13 protein-coding genes are annotated in these 14,478 nt (G+C 58.5%); 12 read left to right on the top strand and 1 reads right to left on the bottom strand.

Annotation, left to right across the window (positions count from 1 at the left end; translation table 11 throughout):
* Positions 1-4 precede the first annotated feature (4 nt).
* From ABF979_RS01045 to ABF979_RS01000, 10 genes are all read left to right on the top strand, one after another.
* The gene (locus tag ABF979_RS01045) at positions 5-1,168 is read left to right on the top strand and encodes a deoxyguanosinetriphosphate triphosphohydrolase (RefSeq protein ID WP_415557390.1); all 1,164 of its coding nucleotides are present in this window, start codon (positions 5-7) and stop codon (positions 1,166-1,168) included.
* Between the two features lie 44 nt (positions 1,169-1,212).
* A complete protein-coding gene (argS, locus tag ABF979_RS01040; RefSeq protein ID WP_415557389.1) occupies positions 1,213-3,021 on the top strand; it encodes an arginine--tRNA ligase in 1,809 nt (602 codons plus the stop codon).
* Complete coding sequence (locus ABF979_RS01035; RefSeq protein WP_415557388.1) at positions 3,018-4,124, top strand: SPOR domain-containing protein; 1,107 nt, start codon at positions 3,018-3,020, stop codon at positions 4,122-4,124. Before argS ends, ABF979_RS01035 begins: the two co-directional genes overlap by 4 nt.
* A 10-nt stretch (positions 4,125-4,134) precedes the next feature.
* A complete protein-coding gene (locus tag ABF979_RS01030) occupies positions 4,135-4,893 on the top strand; it encodes a segregation and condensation protein A (RefSeq protein WP_086634581.1) in 759 nt (252 codons plus the stop codon).
* Entirely contained in the window at positions 4,875-5,480 is a 606-nt protein-coding gene (scpB, locus tag ABF979_RS01025) for an SMC-Scp complex subunit ScpB (RefSeq protein ID WP_415557387.1), read from the top strand. Before ABF979_RS01030 ends, scpB begins: the two co-directional genes overlap by 19 nt.
* A gap of 9 nt (positions 5,481-5,489) precedes the next feature.
* Positions 5,490-6,080: a Sec-independent protein translocase protein TatB gene (gene tatB / locus ABF979_RS01020; RefSeq protein ID WP_415543143.1), complete on the top strand. Its 591-nt coding sequence runs from the start codon at positions 5,490-5,492 to the stop codon at positions 6,078-6,080.
* Complete coding sequence (gene tatC / locus ABF979_RS01015; protein WP_046899712.1) at positions 6,077-6,856, top strand: twin-arginine translocase subunit TatC; 780 nt, start codon at positions 6,077-6,079, stop codon at positions 6,854-6,856. Before tatB ends, tatC begins: the two co-directional genes overlap by 4 nt.
* 14 nt (positions 6,857-6,870) lie before the next feature.
* A complete protein-coding gene (gene serS, locus ABF979_RS01010; RefSeq protein WP_415557386.1) occupies positions 6,871-8,133 on the top strand; it encodes a serine--tRNA ligase in 1,263 nt (420 codons plus the stop codon).
* Between the two features lie 14 nt (positions 8,134-8,147).
* The gene (locus ABF979_RS01005; protein ID WP_415557385.1) at positions 8,148-8,885 is read left to right on the top strand and encodes an META domain-containing protein; all 738 of its coding nucleotides are present in this window, start codon (positions 8,148-8,150) and stop codon (positions 8,883-8,885) included.
* Between the two features lie 214 nt (positions 8,886-9,099).
* On the top strand, positions 9,100-9,489 hold the full coding sequence (locus tag ABF979_RS01000) for a helix-turn-helix domain-containing protein (RefSeq protein WP_237389836.1): 390 nt from the start codon (positions 9,100-9,102) through the stop codon (positions 9,487-9,489).
* A 45-nt stretch (positions 9,490-9,534) separates the two neighbouring features.
* On the opposite strand, the gene ABF979_RS00995 is transcribed toward ABF979_RS01000, so the two are convergent.
* The gene (locus ABF979_RS00995) at positions 9,535-12,000 is read right to left on the bottom strand and encodes a helicase-related protein (protein ID WP_415557383.1); all 2,466 of its coding nucleotides are present in this window, start codon (positions 11,998-12,000) and stop codon (positions 9,535-9,537) included.
* Between the two features lie 136 nt (positions 12,001-12,136).
* On the opposite strand from ABF979_RS00995, the gene ABF979_RS00990 reads away from it, so the two are divergent.
* Both ABF979_RS00990 and gorA read left to right on the top strand, forming a co-directional pair.
* On the top strand, positions 12,137-13,024 hold the full coding sequence (locus tag ABF979_RS00990) for a ferredoxin--NADP reductase (RefSeq protein ID WP_415557382.1): 888 nt from the start codon (positions 12,137-12,139) through the stop codon (positions 13,022-13,024).
* A gap of 27 nt (positions 13,025-13,051) precedes the next feature.
* Positions 13,052-14,452: a glutathione-disulfide reductase gene (gene gorA / locus ABF979_RS00985; protein ID WP_415557381.1), complete on the top strand. Its 1,401-nt coding sequence runs from the start codon at positions 13,052-13,054 to the stop codon at positions 14,450-14,452.
* Positions 14,453-14,478 lie beyond the last annotated feature (26 nt).

Raw genomic sequence — 14,478 nt, 5'->3', positions numbered from 1 at the left:
GTTGATGCCTGCCATCTATGCGGTTCAGGAAAAAGGTGCGCGAGGCCGACTCTACCCGGAGACAGAAAGCCCTGTCCGTTCTCCATGGCAGCGGGACCGGGACCGCGTCCTGCATTCCGCCGGCTTCCGGACGCTTCAGTACAAGACGCAGGTGTTTATCAATCATGAAGGTGATTTCTTTCGCACCCGTCTGACCCATTCCCTGGAAGTTGCCCAGATTGCCCGTTCGATTGCCCGAAGCCTCGACCTGAATGAGGACCTGACAGAAGCGCTCGCGCTAGCCCATGACATGGGTCACACGCCGTTTGGTCATGCAGGAGAAGATGCTCTGGCTCTTGCCATGCAGGATTGGGGTGGTTTCGATCATAACACGCAGTCCCTTCGCCTCGTGACGTCGCTTGAGACGCGCTATCACGCTTTCGATGGCCTGAACCTGACATGGGAAACGCTGGAAGGGCTGGCGAAGCACAACGGCCCGGTAAAGCGCCCAACGCCGTATCTGGCTGAATATGATGCGCGCCATCATCTTGATCTCGGCAGCTATGCGTCAGCGGAAGCGCAGGTTGCAGCCATGTCGGATGATATTGCCTATCACGGCCACGATCTGGATGACGGGCTAAGAGCCGGTCTTCTGACATTCGACGACATTGAAGATCTTCCCCTGGTGGGTGATGCGCTTCGGGCGTCGCGTGAGATGGAGCGTCGCACGGGTCGCGAAGCGATGGATCAGGCACAGCGTGTCCGTCATGAGACAATCCGCGTGGTAATCAACGCCCTCGCGACGGATTTGACGGATCAGACGCGCCGCAATCTTGAGGCTCTTGATCCGCAGTCCGCGAATGATATTCGCCATGCCGATCATGCGGTTGTGGCGTTCAGTCCCGAGATGCGGGAAAAGAACAAGGCTATCCGCAAATTTCTTTATGCCCGTATGTATCGCCACTGGCGGGTTAATCGCATGGCGCGTAAAGCGAAGATCGCGCTGGCTGAAATCTTTACGATCCTTTCAGAAGAGCCCGGCCTTCTGCCAGACCCGCTCAAGGATCGTGCCAAGGCCGCAGATGATATGGAACGTCGGCGTCTGGTGGCCAATTATATCGCCGGAATGACCGATCGTTTCGCGATGGAAGAACATCGACGGTTGACGGACCTCTCCGTGCTGGGCTGATAAAGCCCCTCCAAGACGATACAGGTTACAGGAATCGAGCTGAAATGGTCGCTGCACCCACTGCCCATACGACTGACTGCCTTTTTGCCCGCGCCAGAGACCAGGTGTGCGAGGCGCTGCGGTCCGTTGTCCCCGGCCTGCCGGAAGAGGTGGTGCAGCGCGTTGAAGTGACGCCGCCGCGTGACCCGTCCCATGGCCATATGGCGACCAATGCTGCTTTGCTGGCCGCAAAGCCTGCCAAGCGCAAGCCAGCGGAGATTGCGGCAGAACTGGTACAGAAGCTCGCCGACCTGCCAGACATAGATCATGCTGAAGCCGCCGGTCCTGGTTTCGTGAACATGACGCTGAAGCCATATGTCTTGCAGGGCGTGGCGAAAGCTGTTCTGGAGGCCGGTGAAGCCTTCGGTCGTTCCTCGATCGGGCAGGGAACGCGCGTCAATGTTGAATATGTCTCCGCCAACCCGACTGGCCCAATGCACGTGGGTCATTGTCGTGGCGCTGTGGTGGGGGATGCGCTTGCAAACCTGATGCAGGCGGCAGGCTACAAGGTCACGCGCGAATATTACATCAATGACGCCGGAACGCAGGTTGTTGCCCTGACATGGGCAACTTACTGGCGTTACCTGCAGGTTATCGGCACGGACATCGATGCTGACACGTTCAGCCCGCTGACCCCGAATGGTTTGCAGTATCAGGGTGACTATCTGATCCCGGTTGCAGAGAGTATTGCTGAAAAGCATGGTCGCGCTCTCGCCAACGATGATGGCAGCCCGGCTGATCCGTCTGTCTGGTTCGATATCATTCGCGCTGAAACGCTGGTGCAGATGATGGCCGCAATTCGCGAAGATCTGGAAGGATTGGGCATCTCCCATGAAGTCTTCGCCAGTGAAGCGGAAACGCTGGCGAGTGGACGGGTTGATGCCGCGATTGCCAAGCTGGAAAGCAAGGGCCTGCTTTATGAAGGCGTGCTTGAGCCACCCAAGGGCAAGACCCCTGAAGACTGGGAACCACGCCCGCAAACCCTGTTCCGCTCTACAGATTTTGGGGACGATCAGGATCGTGCGCTTCGCAAATCTGACGGCACCAACACCTATTTTGCCAATGACATCGGATATCACGCTCAGAAGGCCGAGAACTCAGACGTTCTGATCGATGTGCTCGGTGCGGATCACGGCGGTTACGTCTCCCGCATGCGCGCTGCAATTTCGGCGCTGACGGATGGCAAGACCGGCTTTGAAGTCGTGATGTGCCAGATTGTGCGCGTTGTGAAGAACGGCGAGCCCGTCCGGATGTCCAAGCGTGCGGGCACGTTCGTGACGCTGCGCGATCTGCTGGATGAAGTCGGACGTGATGCCGTGCGCTTCACGATGCTGACCCGTAAGGCCGATGCGCAGATGGAATTCGATCTGGATGCCGTTGTCGCCCAGACGCGTGATAACCCGGTGTTTTACGTTCAGTATGCTCACGCCCGCTGCCGCTCGGTTCTGCGTTCGGCAGAAGCGATGTTTGGTGCCGCATCAGTGACGCTTGAAGCGCTGGCAACTGTTGATCTTTCCGGTCTGTTGTCAGACGTGGAACTGGCCGTTCTGCATCGTATCGCGTCTTTCCCACGTTCTGTAGAAGCGGCTGCTGCAGCGCGTGAACCGCATCGGATTGCAACGTATTGCATTGATCTGGCGTCTGATTTCCACACACTGTGGAATCGTGGACGCGAAGACACGACCCTGCGCTTTCTGCATGAGAACGATCGTGAGACGAGTCTGGTAAAACTGGCGCTTATTTCTGCGATTGCCGGAACCCTGCGTTGCGCACTGACCATTCTTGGCGTTGTGCCAGTGGAGGAAATGCGATGAGCCCTGACAGCGAGAATGATCGCGATTTCCGGGATCCGGGTGATTACGGCGCGGGACCTTCTTCTCCCCGCCCGTCGTCTGCCCCGCGTGCGGAGCGTGAGCGCCTGAGCAACGACTACGATGATGACGCCCCACCGCGTCGTCGTGCGGCGGCAGCGCCGGAGACTGCGAGACGCGCCGGTGGCCTTGCGTCCCTTCTTGGCAGTGATCCGGCGACGCGAAAGCTTGTCGGTGGCGCCATCGGCATCGGCGCCGTGTTGCTGCTCGCTGTCGGAGGATGGTCTCTGACAGGAGGCCATCACGGCGGAATTCCCATTATCGGCCCACCGCCAGGCCCTGTGAAAGACGTTCCAACCGATCCCGGAGGAATGCAGATCATGGGCAGTGATAGCGGCGATACGGATCTGACAGGCAACGGGGAAGCGCATCTGGCTCCGGGACCGGAACAGCCGGACGCGAAGGCGCTGGCTCGTCAGTATGGTGTGCAGCCCGGGACGCCTCCTGCGGCTCAGCCGGACAAGCCCGCAACGCCTGCCGCTGACGGTGCGGCTCCTGCGGCGGCTCCGGATGCCGCAGCAGGCAAGGACAAGGCTGCCGCTGAACCGTCGGCTGTGCCTCCCGCGGCTCCTGAAAGCAAAGATGCCGCTTCAGCGCCTGCGGACGCCGAGACGCCTGAAGACGCTCCAGCACCAAAGCCGGTTCCAGCCGTCAAGCCGCAGCCTAAGGCCCCTGATGCGCCTGTTCACAAGGCTGTTCCGCCAAAGCCGGTGCAGAAGCCCCTTCCAGCGCCTGTGGCTGAGCCAGAAAATGCTGTTCCTCAGCAGAAAACGGCTGCTGCTCCGAAGGCTGAGGCTGGTGGTGCACGCGAAGTTCAGCTTGCCGCGCTCGACAGCGAAGCCGCAGCGCGCAAGGAGTGGGACACACTGCGCCATCAGGCACCCGGACTGTTCGCAGGTCATTCACCGCTCTTTGAGAAGACTGCCCATGGGGACAAGACGTTTGTGCGGCTGCGTATTGGTGGCTTCGCGGATCTGAAGGCCGCCCGGGCGTACTGCGTGAAGCTGCACGCACAGTCCATCGCCTGCACTCCGGCACAGTTCTGAGAGACCGGGCTTGAGCGAGGTTCTGCATCTGACGCTGGACGGGTTTGAGGGGCCGCTGGATCTGCTCCTTGACCTCGCCCGGTCCCAGAAGGTGGACCTCGCAAAAATCTCCATTCTTCAGCTTGTCGAGCAGTATCTGTCCGTTGTGGAGCAGGCCCGCGTGGAGGCGAGGGCATTGCGGCTTGAACTGGCAGCAGACTGGTTGGTGATGGCGGCTTGGCTCGCCTGGTTGAAGTCCAAACTGCTTCTTCCCGCAGAAAATAATGGGGAAGATGCCGAAGAAGCGGTGGAGCAGCTTCAGGAGCGGCTGTTCGAACTGGAACGTATGCGTGCGGCCGCAGCCTGGCTCATGAAACAACCCAGGCTTGGTATGGATGTGTTCCGTCGCGGTGAAGGGGAAGACCACACCGAGATTGACCGTTCGGGTCTGCGAGTGGACCTGTCAGCGCTGATTACAGCTTACCTTTCTGCCCGCAGGCGCACGAACCGCAAACGTGTCTATGCGCCACGCACCCGCAGGTATTGGAGCGTGCAGGATGCCTTAGCCCGTCTGCGCCGCATGCTGGGCACAGATGCCGTGGCGGACTGGCAGACGCTGACGTCCCTTCTGCCCGAACATCTGGGGGAAGGGCTGGAAGCCGGTCCGTATGATCGCAATGCCGCTCTTGCGGGAACGCTACTTGCCGGACTGGAAATGGCAAAGGGCGGTGCGGTGGAGCTCCGACAGCCAGAAGCTTTTGCTGAAATTGAATGGCGGGCAGTCTCGTGATGCCTTCCGATATGGAGCGCGCCTGCCTGCTGGTGGAGGCGCTTGTTTTTGCCAGCCCTGAGCCGGTGCGCTTTTCCATCATTGCGGACCTTCTGAGGACACAGGGTCTGAAAATCGCGGCCGCGGAAGCTCTGGAAGCAGTGGGAGAGCGTTATGCGACCCACGCTATCGAGCTTGTTGAAGTGGCCGGAGGCTGGCAGTTCCGGACGCGCGCTGAATATGCGTCTGCGCTGACCAAGATCGTGGAGAAGCCCCGTCGGCTCAGCCGGGGAGCGATGGAAACGCTGGCAATTATTGCGTATCACCAGCCGTGCACACGGGCAGAAATTGAAGCGATCCGTGGCGTATCCTTGGGGCAGGCTATTCTGGATGCGCTGCTGGAAGATAGTCTGATTGCGCCGAAAGGCCGAAAGGAAGTGCCCGGGCGTCCCGTTCTCTGGGGAACGACACCCATATTTCTGGAGAGTTTCGGATTGCCCGATATCGGGTCATTGCCGAAGCGTGAAGACTTCCTGCTGGACAGGGCTCCCACTGAAGCAGCACCAGATGCGCCTTCACCCGTAGGCGAGACTGACGGGAAGGGCTAGGATTGTTGCATGTTTGACTTCAGTTTCTCTGAAATTGCCCTTTTTGTCGTCGTGGCAATGGTTTTCATTCGGCCGAAAGATCTGCCGGTTGCCATTCGTACACTCTCGAACGGTATCAAGGCGATGCGCCGGATGGCTAGTGAATTCCAGTCTCATATTGACGATATGGTACGGGAAGCGGACCTGTCTGAAGCGCGGGATCAGTTTCGGGATCTGAAGAACTTCAATCTGCGTGACCGTGTCACGAAGGCGATCGACAGCGATAATTCCATTCGCCGTAGCCTGGACATTGATACCAGCGGCGCAGCAGTGTCGTCTTCCAGTGTCAACGATCTGCCACGGGTCCCGGCTCCTCCACCGATGCCTCCATCTTCTTTTGGCGGTGGTGAGAGCCGCCCCTACAACGCGATGGTTCAGGATCAGGCGGAAGAAGAGCTCAATGATGACATTGTGGACGCGCCATCCATCCTTCCACCCGCAACAGCACGGCGCCTGATGCATGAGCGCCCCCGGTGGCGGGCGCCCGATATTCTGCCGCCTGTCCGTGCACTTCATCATGGCCGGCGAGTTGCCATCTCGAGCGCGGAGAAAGACGCATGACGGACTCCGATACGATTCAGGACACCCCGATGCCGTTGCTCGACCATATCGTCGAACTTCGGCGCCGGCTGATCTGGTCCATTGCCACGTTCGTGATCGCCTTTGCGATCTGCTATCACTATGCGGGCGATATCTACCGGTTTCTTGCGGCGCCTCTCGGCAATATCATGCGCGAGAAGGGTGAGCAGCCACACCTGATCTATACGGCGCTTTATGAAGCGTTCTTCACGTATATTCGTGTGGCGGTGTTTGGCGCGACGTGCCTGTCTTTTCCGATGATTGCCATTCAGGCATGGATTTTTATCGCGCCCGGCCTGTATCGCAGTGAGAAGAAGGCGTTCGCACCATTCCTCGTCGCAACGCCTGTCATGTTCACCGTTGGCGCCGCGTTGGCCTATTACGTCGTGTTCCCGTTCGCCTGGAAGTTCTTCCTATCGTTCCAGACATCGGGCAATGGCGGAATGGACATCGAGCTTCAGGCCAAGGTGTCTGAATATCTGACGCTCGTGACGAAGATGATCCTGGCATTCGGAATCTGCTTCGAGCTTCCGGTGATCCTGACCTTGCTGGTGCGTGTGGGGCTGATCGGGACGGCGCAGCTTAAGAAATTTCGCCGCTATGCGGTGGTGGCGTCCTTCGCCGTGGCGGCCGTGATTGCCCCGCCTGACGCCATCACCATGCTGAGCCTCGCCATTCCGCTTGTGGCGCTGTACGAGGTATCCATTCTTGTGGCGCGGCTGGTTGAGCCGAAGCCCGTGACTGACGAAGAAGACTGACGGAGCCCTGAACCATGCATGACCTGAAAGCCCTGCGCGCCGATCCGGCCGCATTTGACGCTGCTCTTGAGCGTCGGGGCCTGTCACCTGTGGGGCAGAAAATCGTCTCGGAAGATGAAGAGCGTCGCGCCGCTCTGGCGGCGTTGCAGGAGGCGCAGGCGACCCGCAAGACGTTGGCCAAGGAGATTGGGCAGGGCAAGCGCACTGGCGCCGATACGTCCGCTCTGGAAGCGCAGGCGGTCGAACTGCGTGATCGGATTGTGGGTCTGGAAGAGCGGGCGGCCATCATCGAAAAGAGCATCGATGATGTTCTGGCGTCCCTGCCGAACCAGCTTGACCTATCTGTTCCTGATGGGAAGAGCGAGGATGAGAACGTCGTCGTTCACTATCGTGGCGAGAAGCCTGCATTCACGTTCGAGCCGAAGCAGCATTTCGAGCTGGGTGAAGCTCTTGGTCTGATGGACTTCCCGACGGCGGCCAAGCTGTCCGGGACGCGCTTTGTCGTTCTGCGTGGCGCGCTGGCCCGTCTGGAGCGTGCGCTGGGTCAGTTCATGCTGGACACACATACGACCGAGTTTGGTTACAGCGAAACCAGCGTTCCGCTCCTGGTGAATGATGCGGCGATGTACGGCACCGATAAGCTGCCGAAGTTTGCTGAGGATTCCTTCCGTACGGAAGATGGTCGCTGGCTGATCCCGACAGCAGAGGTTCCGCTGACGGCCTCTGTCATGGGCGACATTCTGCCCGTCGATGCTCTGCCGATCCGTTTGACGGCACTCTCCCAATGTTTCCGTTCTGAAGCAGGCTCTGCGGGCCGTGATGTGCGCGGGATGCTGCGTCAGCATCAGTTCACGAAGTGCGAACTCGTTTCCATCGTGAAGCCGGAAGACAGCGATGCCGAACATGAGCGTATGACGCAGGCTGCGGAGACTATTTTGGAGCGTTTGGGCATCACGTTCCGTCGTATTCTGCTGTGTGCTGGCGATACGGGCTTCGGTGCGGCCAAGACGTTTGATCTGGAAGCATGGATCCCTGGGCAGCAGGCCTGGCGCGAGATTTCATCCTGCTCCAACACCCGGGCCTTTCAGGCGCGTCGTATGAAGGCGCGGTATCGGTCCGAGAACGGTCCGGCCTTCGTGAATACGCTGAATGGTTCCGGGCTGGCCGTGGGTCGGACCATGATTGCTGTCATGGAAACGTATCAGAAAGAAGATGGCAGCATAACCATTCCTGAAGTGCTGCGTTCCTATATGGGTGGACTAACCCGTATTGGCTGAGGACTGTTTCTAACATGATGACACGCCGTTTCGCTCTTTCCCTTATGGCAGGAAGTGCCTTTGTTCAGGTGGCAAAGGCTGATCCTCTGGAAACCTTGAGCGGGACGGTGACGTATCGGGAGCGTATGGCGCTTCCCGCCGGGGCTGTTCTGACAGTTCAGCTGGAAGATATTTCCCGTGCAGATGCCCCGGCGATTACTCTGGCGGAGAGTCGTCAGGATATTCTTCATCCGGGCCCGATTGCTTACACGTTGCGTTATCCCGTGCTGAAAAGTGGGTTCCGATATGCTTTGCGTGCAGAAATTCGCGTAGGGAATACGCTGCTTTTTACCGCTGAGGATTTTCATGGGCCTGATCAGCCGAATATTCTCGTTCGGCGCGTCTCTTCAAGTGTAGCTCCATCCCTTTATGGAAGCTGGAGTGTACAGGCTCTGGATGGCAAGCCGTTAGAGCAGGCAGTTAGAAAGCCTATATTAACGCTGGATCAAAATGGTCGCGTTTCAGGGTTTGGGGGCTGTAACAGATTGATGGGCCATGCCGTGATTAAGGGCAATGCAATACGGTTTGCGCCTATGGCTATGACCCGAATGGCCTGTATTGGCTCAGGTATGGATATTGAAAGTCATTTCGTGAAAAATCTGGAAGATGTTCGATCCTGGTCTATTGGGCAACAGGGAGAGCTGTCTCTGAATTCACAGAGTGGAAACGCCATGGTTGTTTTGACTGCAACAGTTATTGATAGTCAAAAATAACAGCATTTTTAAAAATATTTTTATTTTTGTTGGATGTTAAGTATCTGGCGCTTTAATTCGACGCGTCAGATTATTTTTAACTTCGAGGGCAGATAAAAATTATTTGCAAATTGATGAAGTTTTTCCGATAGCTGCGGGCTTGTTGATACCTTCTCAATCTGAAGAGCGTGCATTTCAGGTGCTTGAAGGTACGGTGATGCTTGGGATGAAAAAAATGACTCAACCTACGGAAGAAAATGGGCCAGAGCGGGTCTCCCCGGGGCTGGAGCTTGGACGCCGTATCCGTCTTCTTCGGGAAATGGTTGGACTGAATCAGCAACAGCTTGCAGATCGGGTCGGAATTTCGCGCTCGGCCGTAGCTTTTTGGGAGACCGGGCGCTCCGGGCATGTCGGTAAGCATCTGGGCGCACTGGCTGAGGCCCTCGGGGTGGATGCTGAAGTGCTCCTGACCGGCATGGCGTACAAGGAAATTCAGGAAACGCTGACACCCGATGAAAGCATGTTCCTCAACCTGTATCGGCAGCTGAGTCCGCTCATCAAATTACAGGCTCAGAAATGGGTAGAACGGCGCGTTCGACAGGCTGAGGAAGCCGCCGAAGGCTAAGGTATTCCGAAGGGCAGGATGTTTCGTGCCCTTCGGAACAGCTTTTCAGCTTCGTTTCCGAGGGAAGCCGCCAGGCTTCCCTTTTTTCTTGAAGCCAGGCTTCGCCGGGTGCCCTGACTTTCCCGCAAACGGCTTGTCGCCCCGGCCTCTCGGCGTGAACCCGCCGCGCTGCTGCTTCTGGCTTTCCCGCATCCGGCTTTGGGTGCGCAGAACCTGCTCAATCCAGTCATTCAGGATCGACGTGTTGATCTCAGCGTTCTGCTGCGCGGGATAGGCTTCCGGGAAGCGCAATGCGAGCCAGCGCCAGGCGACAAGGCGCTTATGGCGCTTCTCGGCCCGTTCCAGCTCTTCACGTCCTGCCTGTTCCGGGTGGGGAAGGCGACCCGTTCCCGGTGGAGGAACCGGGCGACCTGCAGCGTGATCCGCAGCCCAGCTCACCAGGCGCTGGATTCCATTGTCCCGTTCATCAATCGGGCACATGGCATAGGTCCAGCGGGTGGTCAGATCGAGGTTTTCCACGCCTTCCAGGGCTGCCGCAATCTCGAGAGACTGTTCCATGTCCGCCAGGCGGTAGTTTGGATCATCCGGCCGCAGAACAGCGTGCTTGATGCGTGTCAGAACACCATAGAGGCTGTCGCTGTCGATTTCTTCAGCAACGGCACGCACGATGTCTGAGTCTGGCTGGACCAGTGGCCGCAGTTCCGTCACAGGTTCTGGAGGGGCCGCCAGCATGTGGCGAACGAAAGTCGGGCTTCCAGATTCTGCAAGAACGCAGACAAGGCCTTCCTCGTGCTTGCCGTAGCGGCCAGCACGACCCCCGATCTGTTTGACCTCCTGCGAGATCAGATCGCGGGTCTGACGCCCATCAAACTTGCGCAGGGCGCTAAAGACAACGCGGCGGATGGAAAGGTTCAATCCCATTCCGATAGCATCTGTCGCAATCAGAATGTCTGCATCGCCATTATTGAAACGGGCGGCTTCCGCGCGGCGCACTTCCGGGCTGAGGGCGCCATAAACAACGGCCACCCGGCGTCCGCGGGCCATAAGTTCGGCCCGCATGTCCAAGACTTCACGCCGTGAAAACGCAATGACGGCATCTCCGACCGTCAATTCGCTGAGATGAACCGTTCCGCCAGCTTTGAGCGGACTTTTTCGTTCGAGATGGATCTCGTCCACCGGATCGTCACAGAGTTCGGCAATCCGTTTGACGAGCGGGATACAGTCCGCAGCGCCGAGAATGTACACATGCCGAGCGGGCACACCCATGATCGCGGCTGTCCATGCTGCACCCCGATCCGGGTCCGCCAGCATCTGGGCCTCATCAATGATGGCGACGTCCACCGGCTTATGGAACGGGCACATTTCGACCGTTGCTGCCAGGTGGCGAGCACCGGGCATTTCAATGCGCTCTTCGCCCGTGGCCAGAGATGCGGGGACGCCACGGGTCAGCAGAGCTTCCCGAAATTCATGCGCCAGCAGACGAAGAGGGGCGAGGGCCAGGCCACTTTCTGCATTGGCGAGAGCATTGAGCGCTGTGTAGGACTTTCCCGAATTGGTCGGGCCCGTAACGAGCGTAATGCGGCGCTTGAGAGAACGCGCCGTGCGGAAATGAGCCGCAAAACGATCCAGCGCCGCAACGCGGGCAATGGCAGCATTGCCGACCTTGGTGCCACGTTCCAGCTTCTCCGGACGATCCGGTGTGCCGCTGCGCCACTCGGGAAGTCGTGCACGAAGCTTCTTCAGTTCGTCTGGATCGAAGAAGAACAGCTCGATGCCGTCGTCACGTGTTTCGCGTTTGGCAATGGGAAGACGATTTTCCGCCACCCACCGCAACGCTTCACGCCGGGAACAATGGAGAATGCCCGGGACTTCTTCAAACCCGGCAAGATTGGCTTCCCATTCTTTCAGGCGTTCGAGCTCACGCTCCCGACGGCGTTCTGCACGGGCCTGAATGTCAGCCTGTTCGCGGGCGCGGCGCTCTTCCGCCAGACGGAGATCGTCTTCGAAGCCTAGGTCAACGCTTCCGAATGCGCGTGCAATACTGCGGGAAAGCTTTTCAAGCTGGCCGCCAGACAGGATCAGGCCAGCATCTGCAAGATCGGCACGAACCTCTTCCAGAACGCTGCGTGGCGAGTCTCCCAGATCCCGCCAGCGTGAGACCAGAACATCCTCTAGCGTGAGGCGCAGGGCCGCAATGTCGGCACGAGGGTCATGCGTGCGGGCTGCAGCTTCCTGTGTGTCGGCCTTCGTAACCCAGACTTCACCGGCACGGCGGGCGACATTCATGAGCTGGGACGCCCATGTCTTACGCCGAACGACGCACAGCGCGTCGATCAAGGCTTCGTGGGGGAGGGTCGCCTCATTGCCTTCAAGCCGCCGAGCGACCTGTCGGAGCAGGGCTGGCCGCTCACGAGGGGTAATATCCAGAGGTGTCCCGAAATCGGCTACAGCCTGGTTCAGGGCACGTTCGGCGGGAGAGAGGGGGGCGTCGCTCACGGAGTCGTCTGTCATGAAAAGACTTTTGCGTCATTCGGCTAGCAGGTTCAACGCGCATGGGTTTTCCGAAACGTGATGATTGCGCTAAAAGGTCCGGCTCTTATCAGGTCCGAGACCTGTTATCCGTGCCACACCGGAGACAGAAACCGATATGTCCACCCCGAGTTTTGCCGCCCCGACTCCTGAGATCGACGAACCCATTACGGGCCTGACGCCGTATGAAGGCCATCCGAAACAGTATCGTCTGGCTGAACCCAGCAAGGAATACGCTCATCTGTATCCTGCAAAGGTTCTGACCGTTCATCACTGGACGGACCGTCTTTTCAGCTTCACCACAACGCGTGATCCGGGCCTGCGGTTCGAGAACGGCCAGTTCGCGATGATTGGCATTGAGGTCGAGGGCAAGCCGCTTCTGCGTGCTTATTCCATCGCGTCTGCCAACTATGAAGACCACATGGAGTTCCTCTCTATCGCCGTGCCGGAGGGGCCGCTGACGTCCCGTCTGCGTCATGTGAAGGTGGGCGATACGGTTCTGATCGGTCGTAAGCCGGTGGGGACGCTGCTTCTTGATAACCTGAAGCCGGGTCGTAACCTGTACTTCCTGTCCACAGGCACAGGCCTTGCGCCGTTCATGAGCCTCATCAAGGACCCCGACGCTTACGAGCGTTACGAGAACGTGATTCTCAGCCATACGGTCCGTATTTCGGGCGAGCTGGCTTACGAGAACCACATCCGTCACGAGCTGCCGCAGCATGAATTCCTGGGTGAGTTCGTTGCTGAGAAGCTGAAGTACTACCCGGCTGTGACGCGTGAAGATTATGCCGTCACGGATCGCATCACGAAGCTGATCGAAAGTGGCAAGATCTTCGAGGATCTGGGCATCGACAAGCTCGACCCTGAGCATGATCGCGTCATGATCTGTGGTTCGCCGGAAATGCTTGCGGATACGGAAGCGCTTCTGGAGCGTATGGGCTTCGAAGAAGGCAACATGAGCCGTCAGGGTTCGTATGTTGTCGAAAAGGCGTTCGCAGAGCGCTGAGACCACAGGCACGGAAGGCCGGGATTTATGCAGGAATTCGATCTTTTCGTCATCGGAGCCGGATCGGGCGGGGTACGCTGTGCGCGTATTGCTGCCCAGAACGGCGCGCGCGTCGCGATTGCGGAGCGTCGTCACTGGGGCGGAACCTGCGTCAATCTCGGTTGCGTGCCGAAGAAGCTGATGGTCTATGCGGCGGAGTATGGCCGCGAGATCGACGATGCCCGCGCTTATGGTTGGGACGTGACGCCGGGACCGCATGACTGGCGCACGCTGATTGATGCCAAGGACCGTGAGATCGAACGCCTGAATGGCATTTACGTCTCAATGCTGAAGAAAGCTGGCGTCGCGCTATTCACGGGCGATGCACGCTTTGTGGATGCGAATACGGTTGAAATCGGTCCGTCTGCGCTTGCTCCGGATGCTGCGGTTCAGACCGTTCGTGCCAAGAACATTGTCATTGCGACGGGTGGTGCACCGACGCGCCTCGATATTCCCGGTGCGGAGCACGCGATTGTTTCGGATGATGCGTTTCATCTGGAGAACCGGCCCGAGCGCGTTGCCATTATTGGCAGCGGCTATATCGGGATTGAATTTGCAGGCATTTTTGCGGGTCTCGGTTCGCAGGTGGACTTCGTTTATCGGCAGGACCTGCCGCTGCGTGGGTTTGACGAGGAAATGCGTCGCCATATCGCAGAGCTGGTCCCACTGAATGGCATTACGTCCCATCCCGGCAGCACGCCGGAGCGGATTGAGAAAACATCCGAAGGGTATAGCCTTCACGTGAAGGGTGGGAAGGTCATCGAAACCGACTGCGTTTTCATGGCAACCGGGCGGCATCCGAACCTGACATCCCTGCGGCTGGATCTGGCCGGGGTCGAGGTCACAGACGGTCGCATCGTGACGCGCATTGAAGATGCAAAGACGAATGTTCCGGGCATTTATGCCATCGGGGACGTGACCGACATCTATAACCTTACGCCGACCGCCATTGCCGAAGGTCATCTTCTGGCGGAGCGTCTGTTCGGTGAGACAGGCCGTGAGTGGTCTTTTGGCACGACGCCGAAAGCCGTGTTCTTCAGTCAGCCACTCGCTTCGGTAGGGCTAACAGAAGAAGAGGCTGCCGAACACCACACGCTCGATATCTATACCTCGTCTTTCACGCCGATGCGCCAGTCGCTGTCTGGTCGTAAGGGCAAGGCGTTCATGAAGCTGGTTGTGGATTCAAAAAGCCAGGTCGTGCTGGGTGCCCATATGATTGGCCCGGATTCACCGGAAATCATTCAGGGGCTGGCCATTGCCGTCACGGCAGGTCTGACCAAGCGCGATCTGGACCGCACGATCGGCCTTCACCCCACAAGTGCAGAGGAGTTCGTGACCATGCGGACGCCAACGCGCCATGTTCCTCCTTCTTCCGACAAACAGAACTGATACTCCGATGGCTCATGACGATCCTT

Origin of the sequence: Gluconobacter sp., assembly GCF_047723935.1 — a bacterium.
GTDB lineage: Bacteria > Pseudomonadota > Alphaproteobacteria > Acetobacterales > Acetobacteraceae > Gluconobacter.
This window is presented reverse-complemented; position numbering and strand designations above follow the sequence as displayed.

Coding starts and splice junctions, on each gene's coding strand:
- ABF979_RS01045 (WP_415557390.1), top strand. CDS start 5: ATGCCTGCCATCTATGCGGTTCAGGAAAAAGGTGCGCGAGGCCGACTC.
- argS (WP_415557389.1), top strand. CDS start 1,213: ATGGTCGCTGCACCCACTGCCCATACGACTGACTGCCTTTTTGCCCGC.
- ABF979_RS01035 (WP_415557388.1), top strand. CDS start 3,018: ATGAGCCCTGACAGCGAGAATGATCGCGATTTCCGGGATCCGGGTGAT.
- scpB (WP_415557387.1), top strand. CDS start 4,875: ATGGCGGGCAGTCTCGTGATGCCTTCCGATATGGAGCGCGCCTGCCTG.
- tatB (WP_415543143.1), top strand. CDS start 5,490: ATGTTTGACTTCAGTTTCTCTGAAATTGCCCTTTTTGTCGTCGTGGCA.
- tatC (WP_046899712.1), top strand. CDS start 6,077: ATGACGGACTCCGATACGATTCAGGACACCCCGATGCCGTTGCTCGAC.
- serS (WP_415557386.1), top strand. CDS start 6,871: ATGCATGACCTGAAAGCCCTGCGCGCCGATCCGGCCGCATTTGACGCT.
- ABF979_RS01005 (WP_415557385.1), top strand. CDS start 8,148: ATGATGACACGCCGTTTCGCTCTTTCCCTTATGGCAGGAAGTGCCTTT.
- ABF979_RS01000 (WP_237389836.1), top strand. CDS start 9,100: ATGACTCAACCTACGGAAGAAAATGGGCCAGAGCGGGTCTCCCCGGGG.
- ABF979_RS00995 (WP_415557383.1), bottom strand. CDS start 12,000: ATGACAGACGACTCCGTGAGCGACGCCCCCCTCTCTCCCGCCGAACGT.
- ABF979_RS00990 (WP_415557382.1), top strand. CDS start 12,137: ATGTCCACCCCGAGTTTTGCCGCCCCGACTCCTGAGATCGACGAACCC.
- gorA (WP_415557381.1), top strand. CDS start 13,052: ATGCAGGAATTCGATCTTTTCGTCATCGGAGCCGGATCGGGCGGGGTA.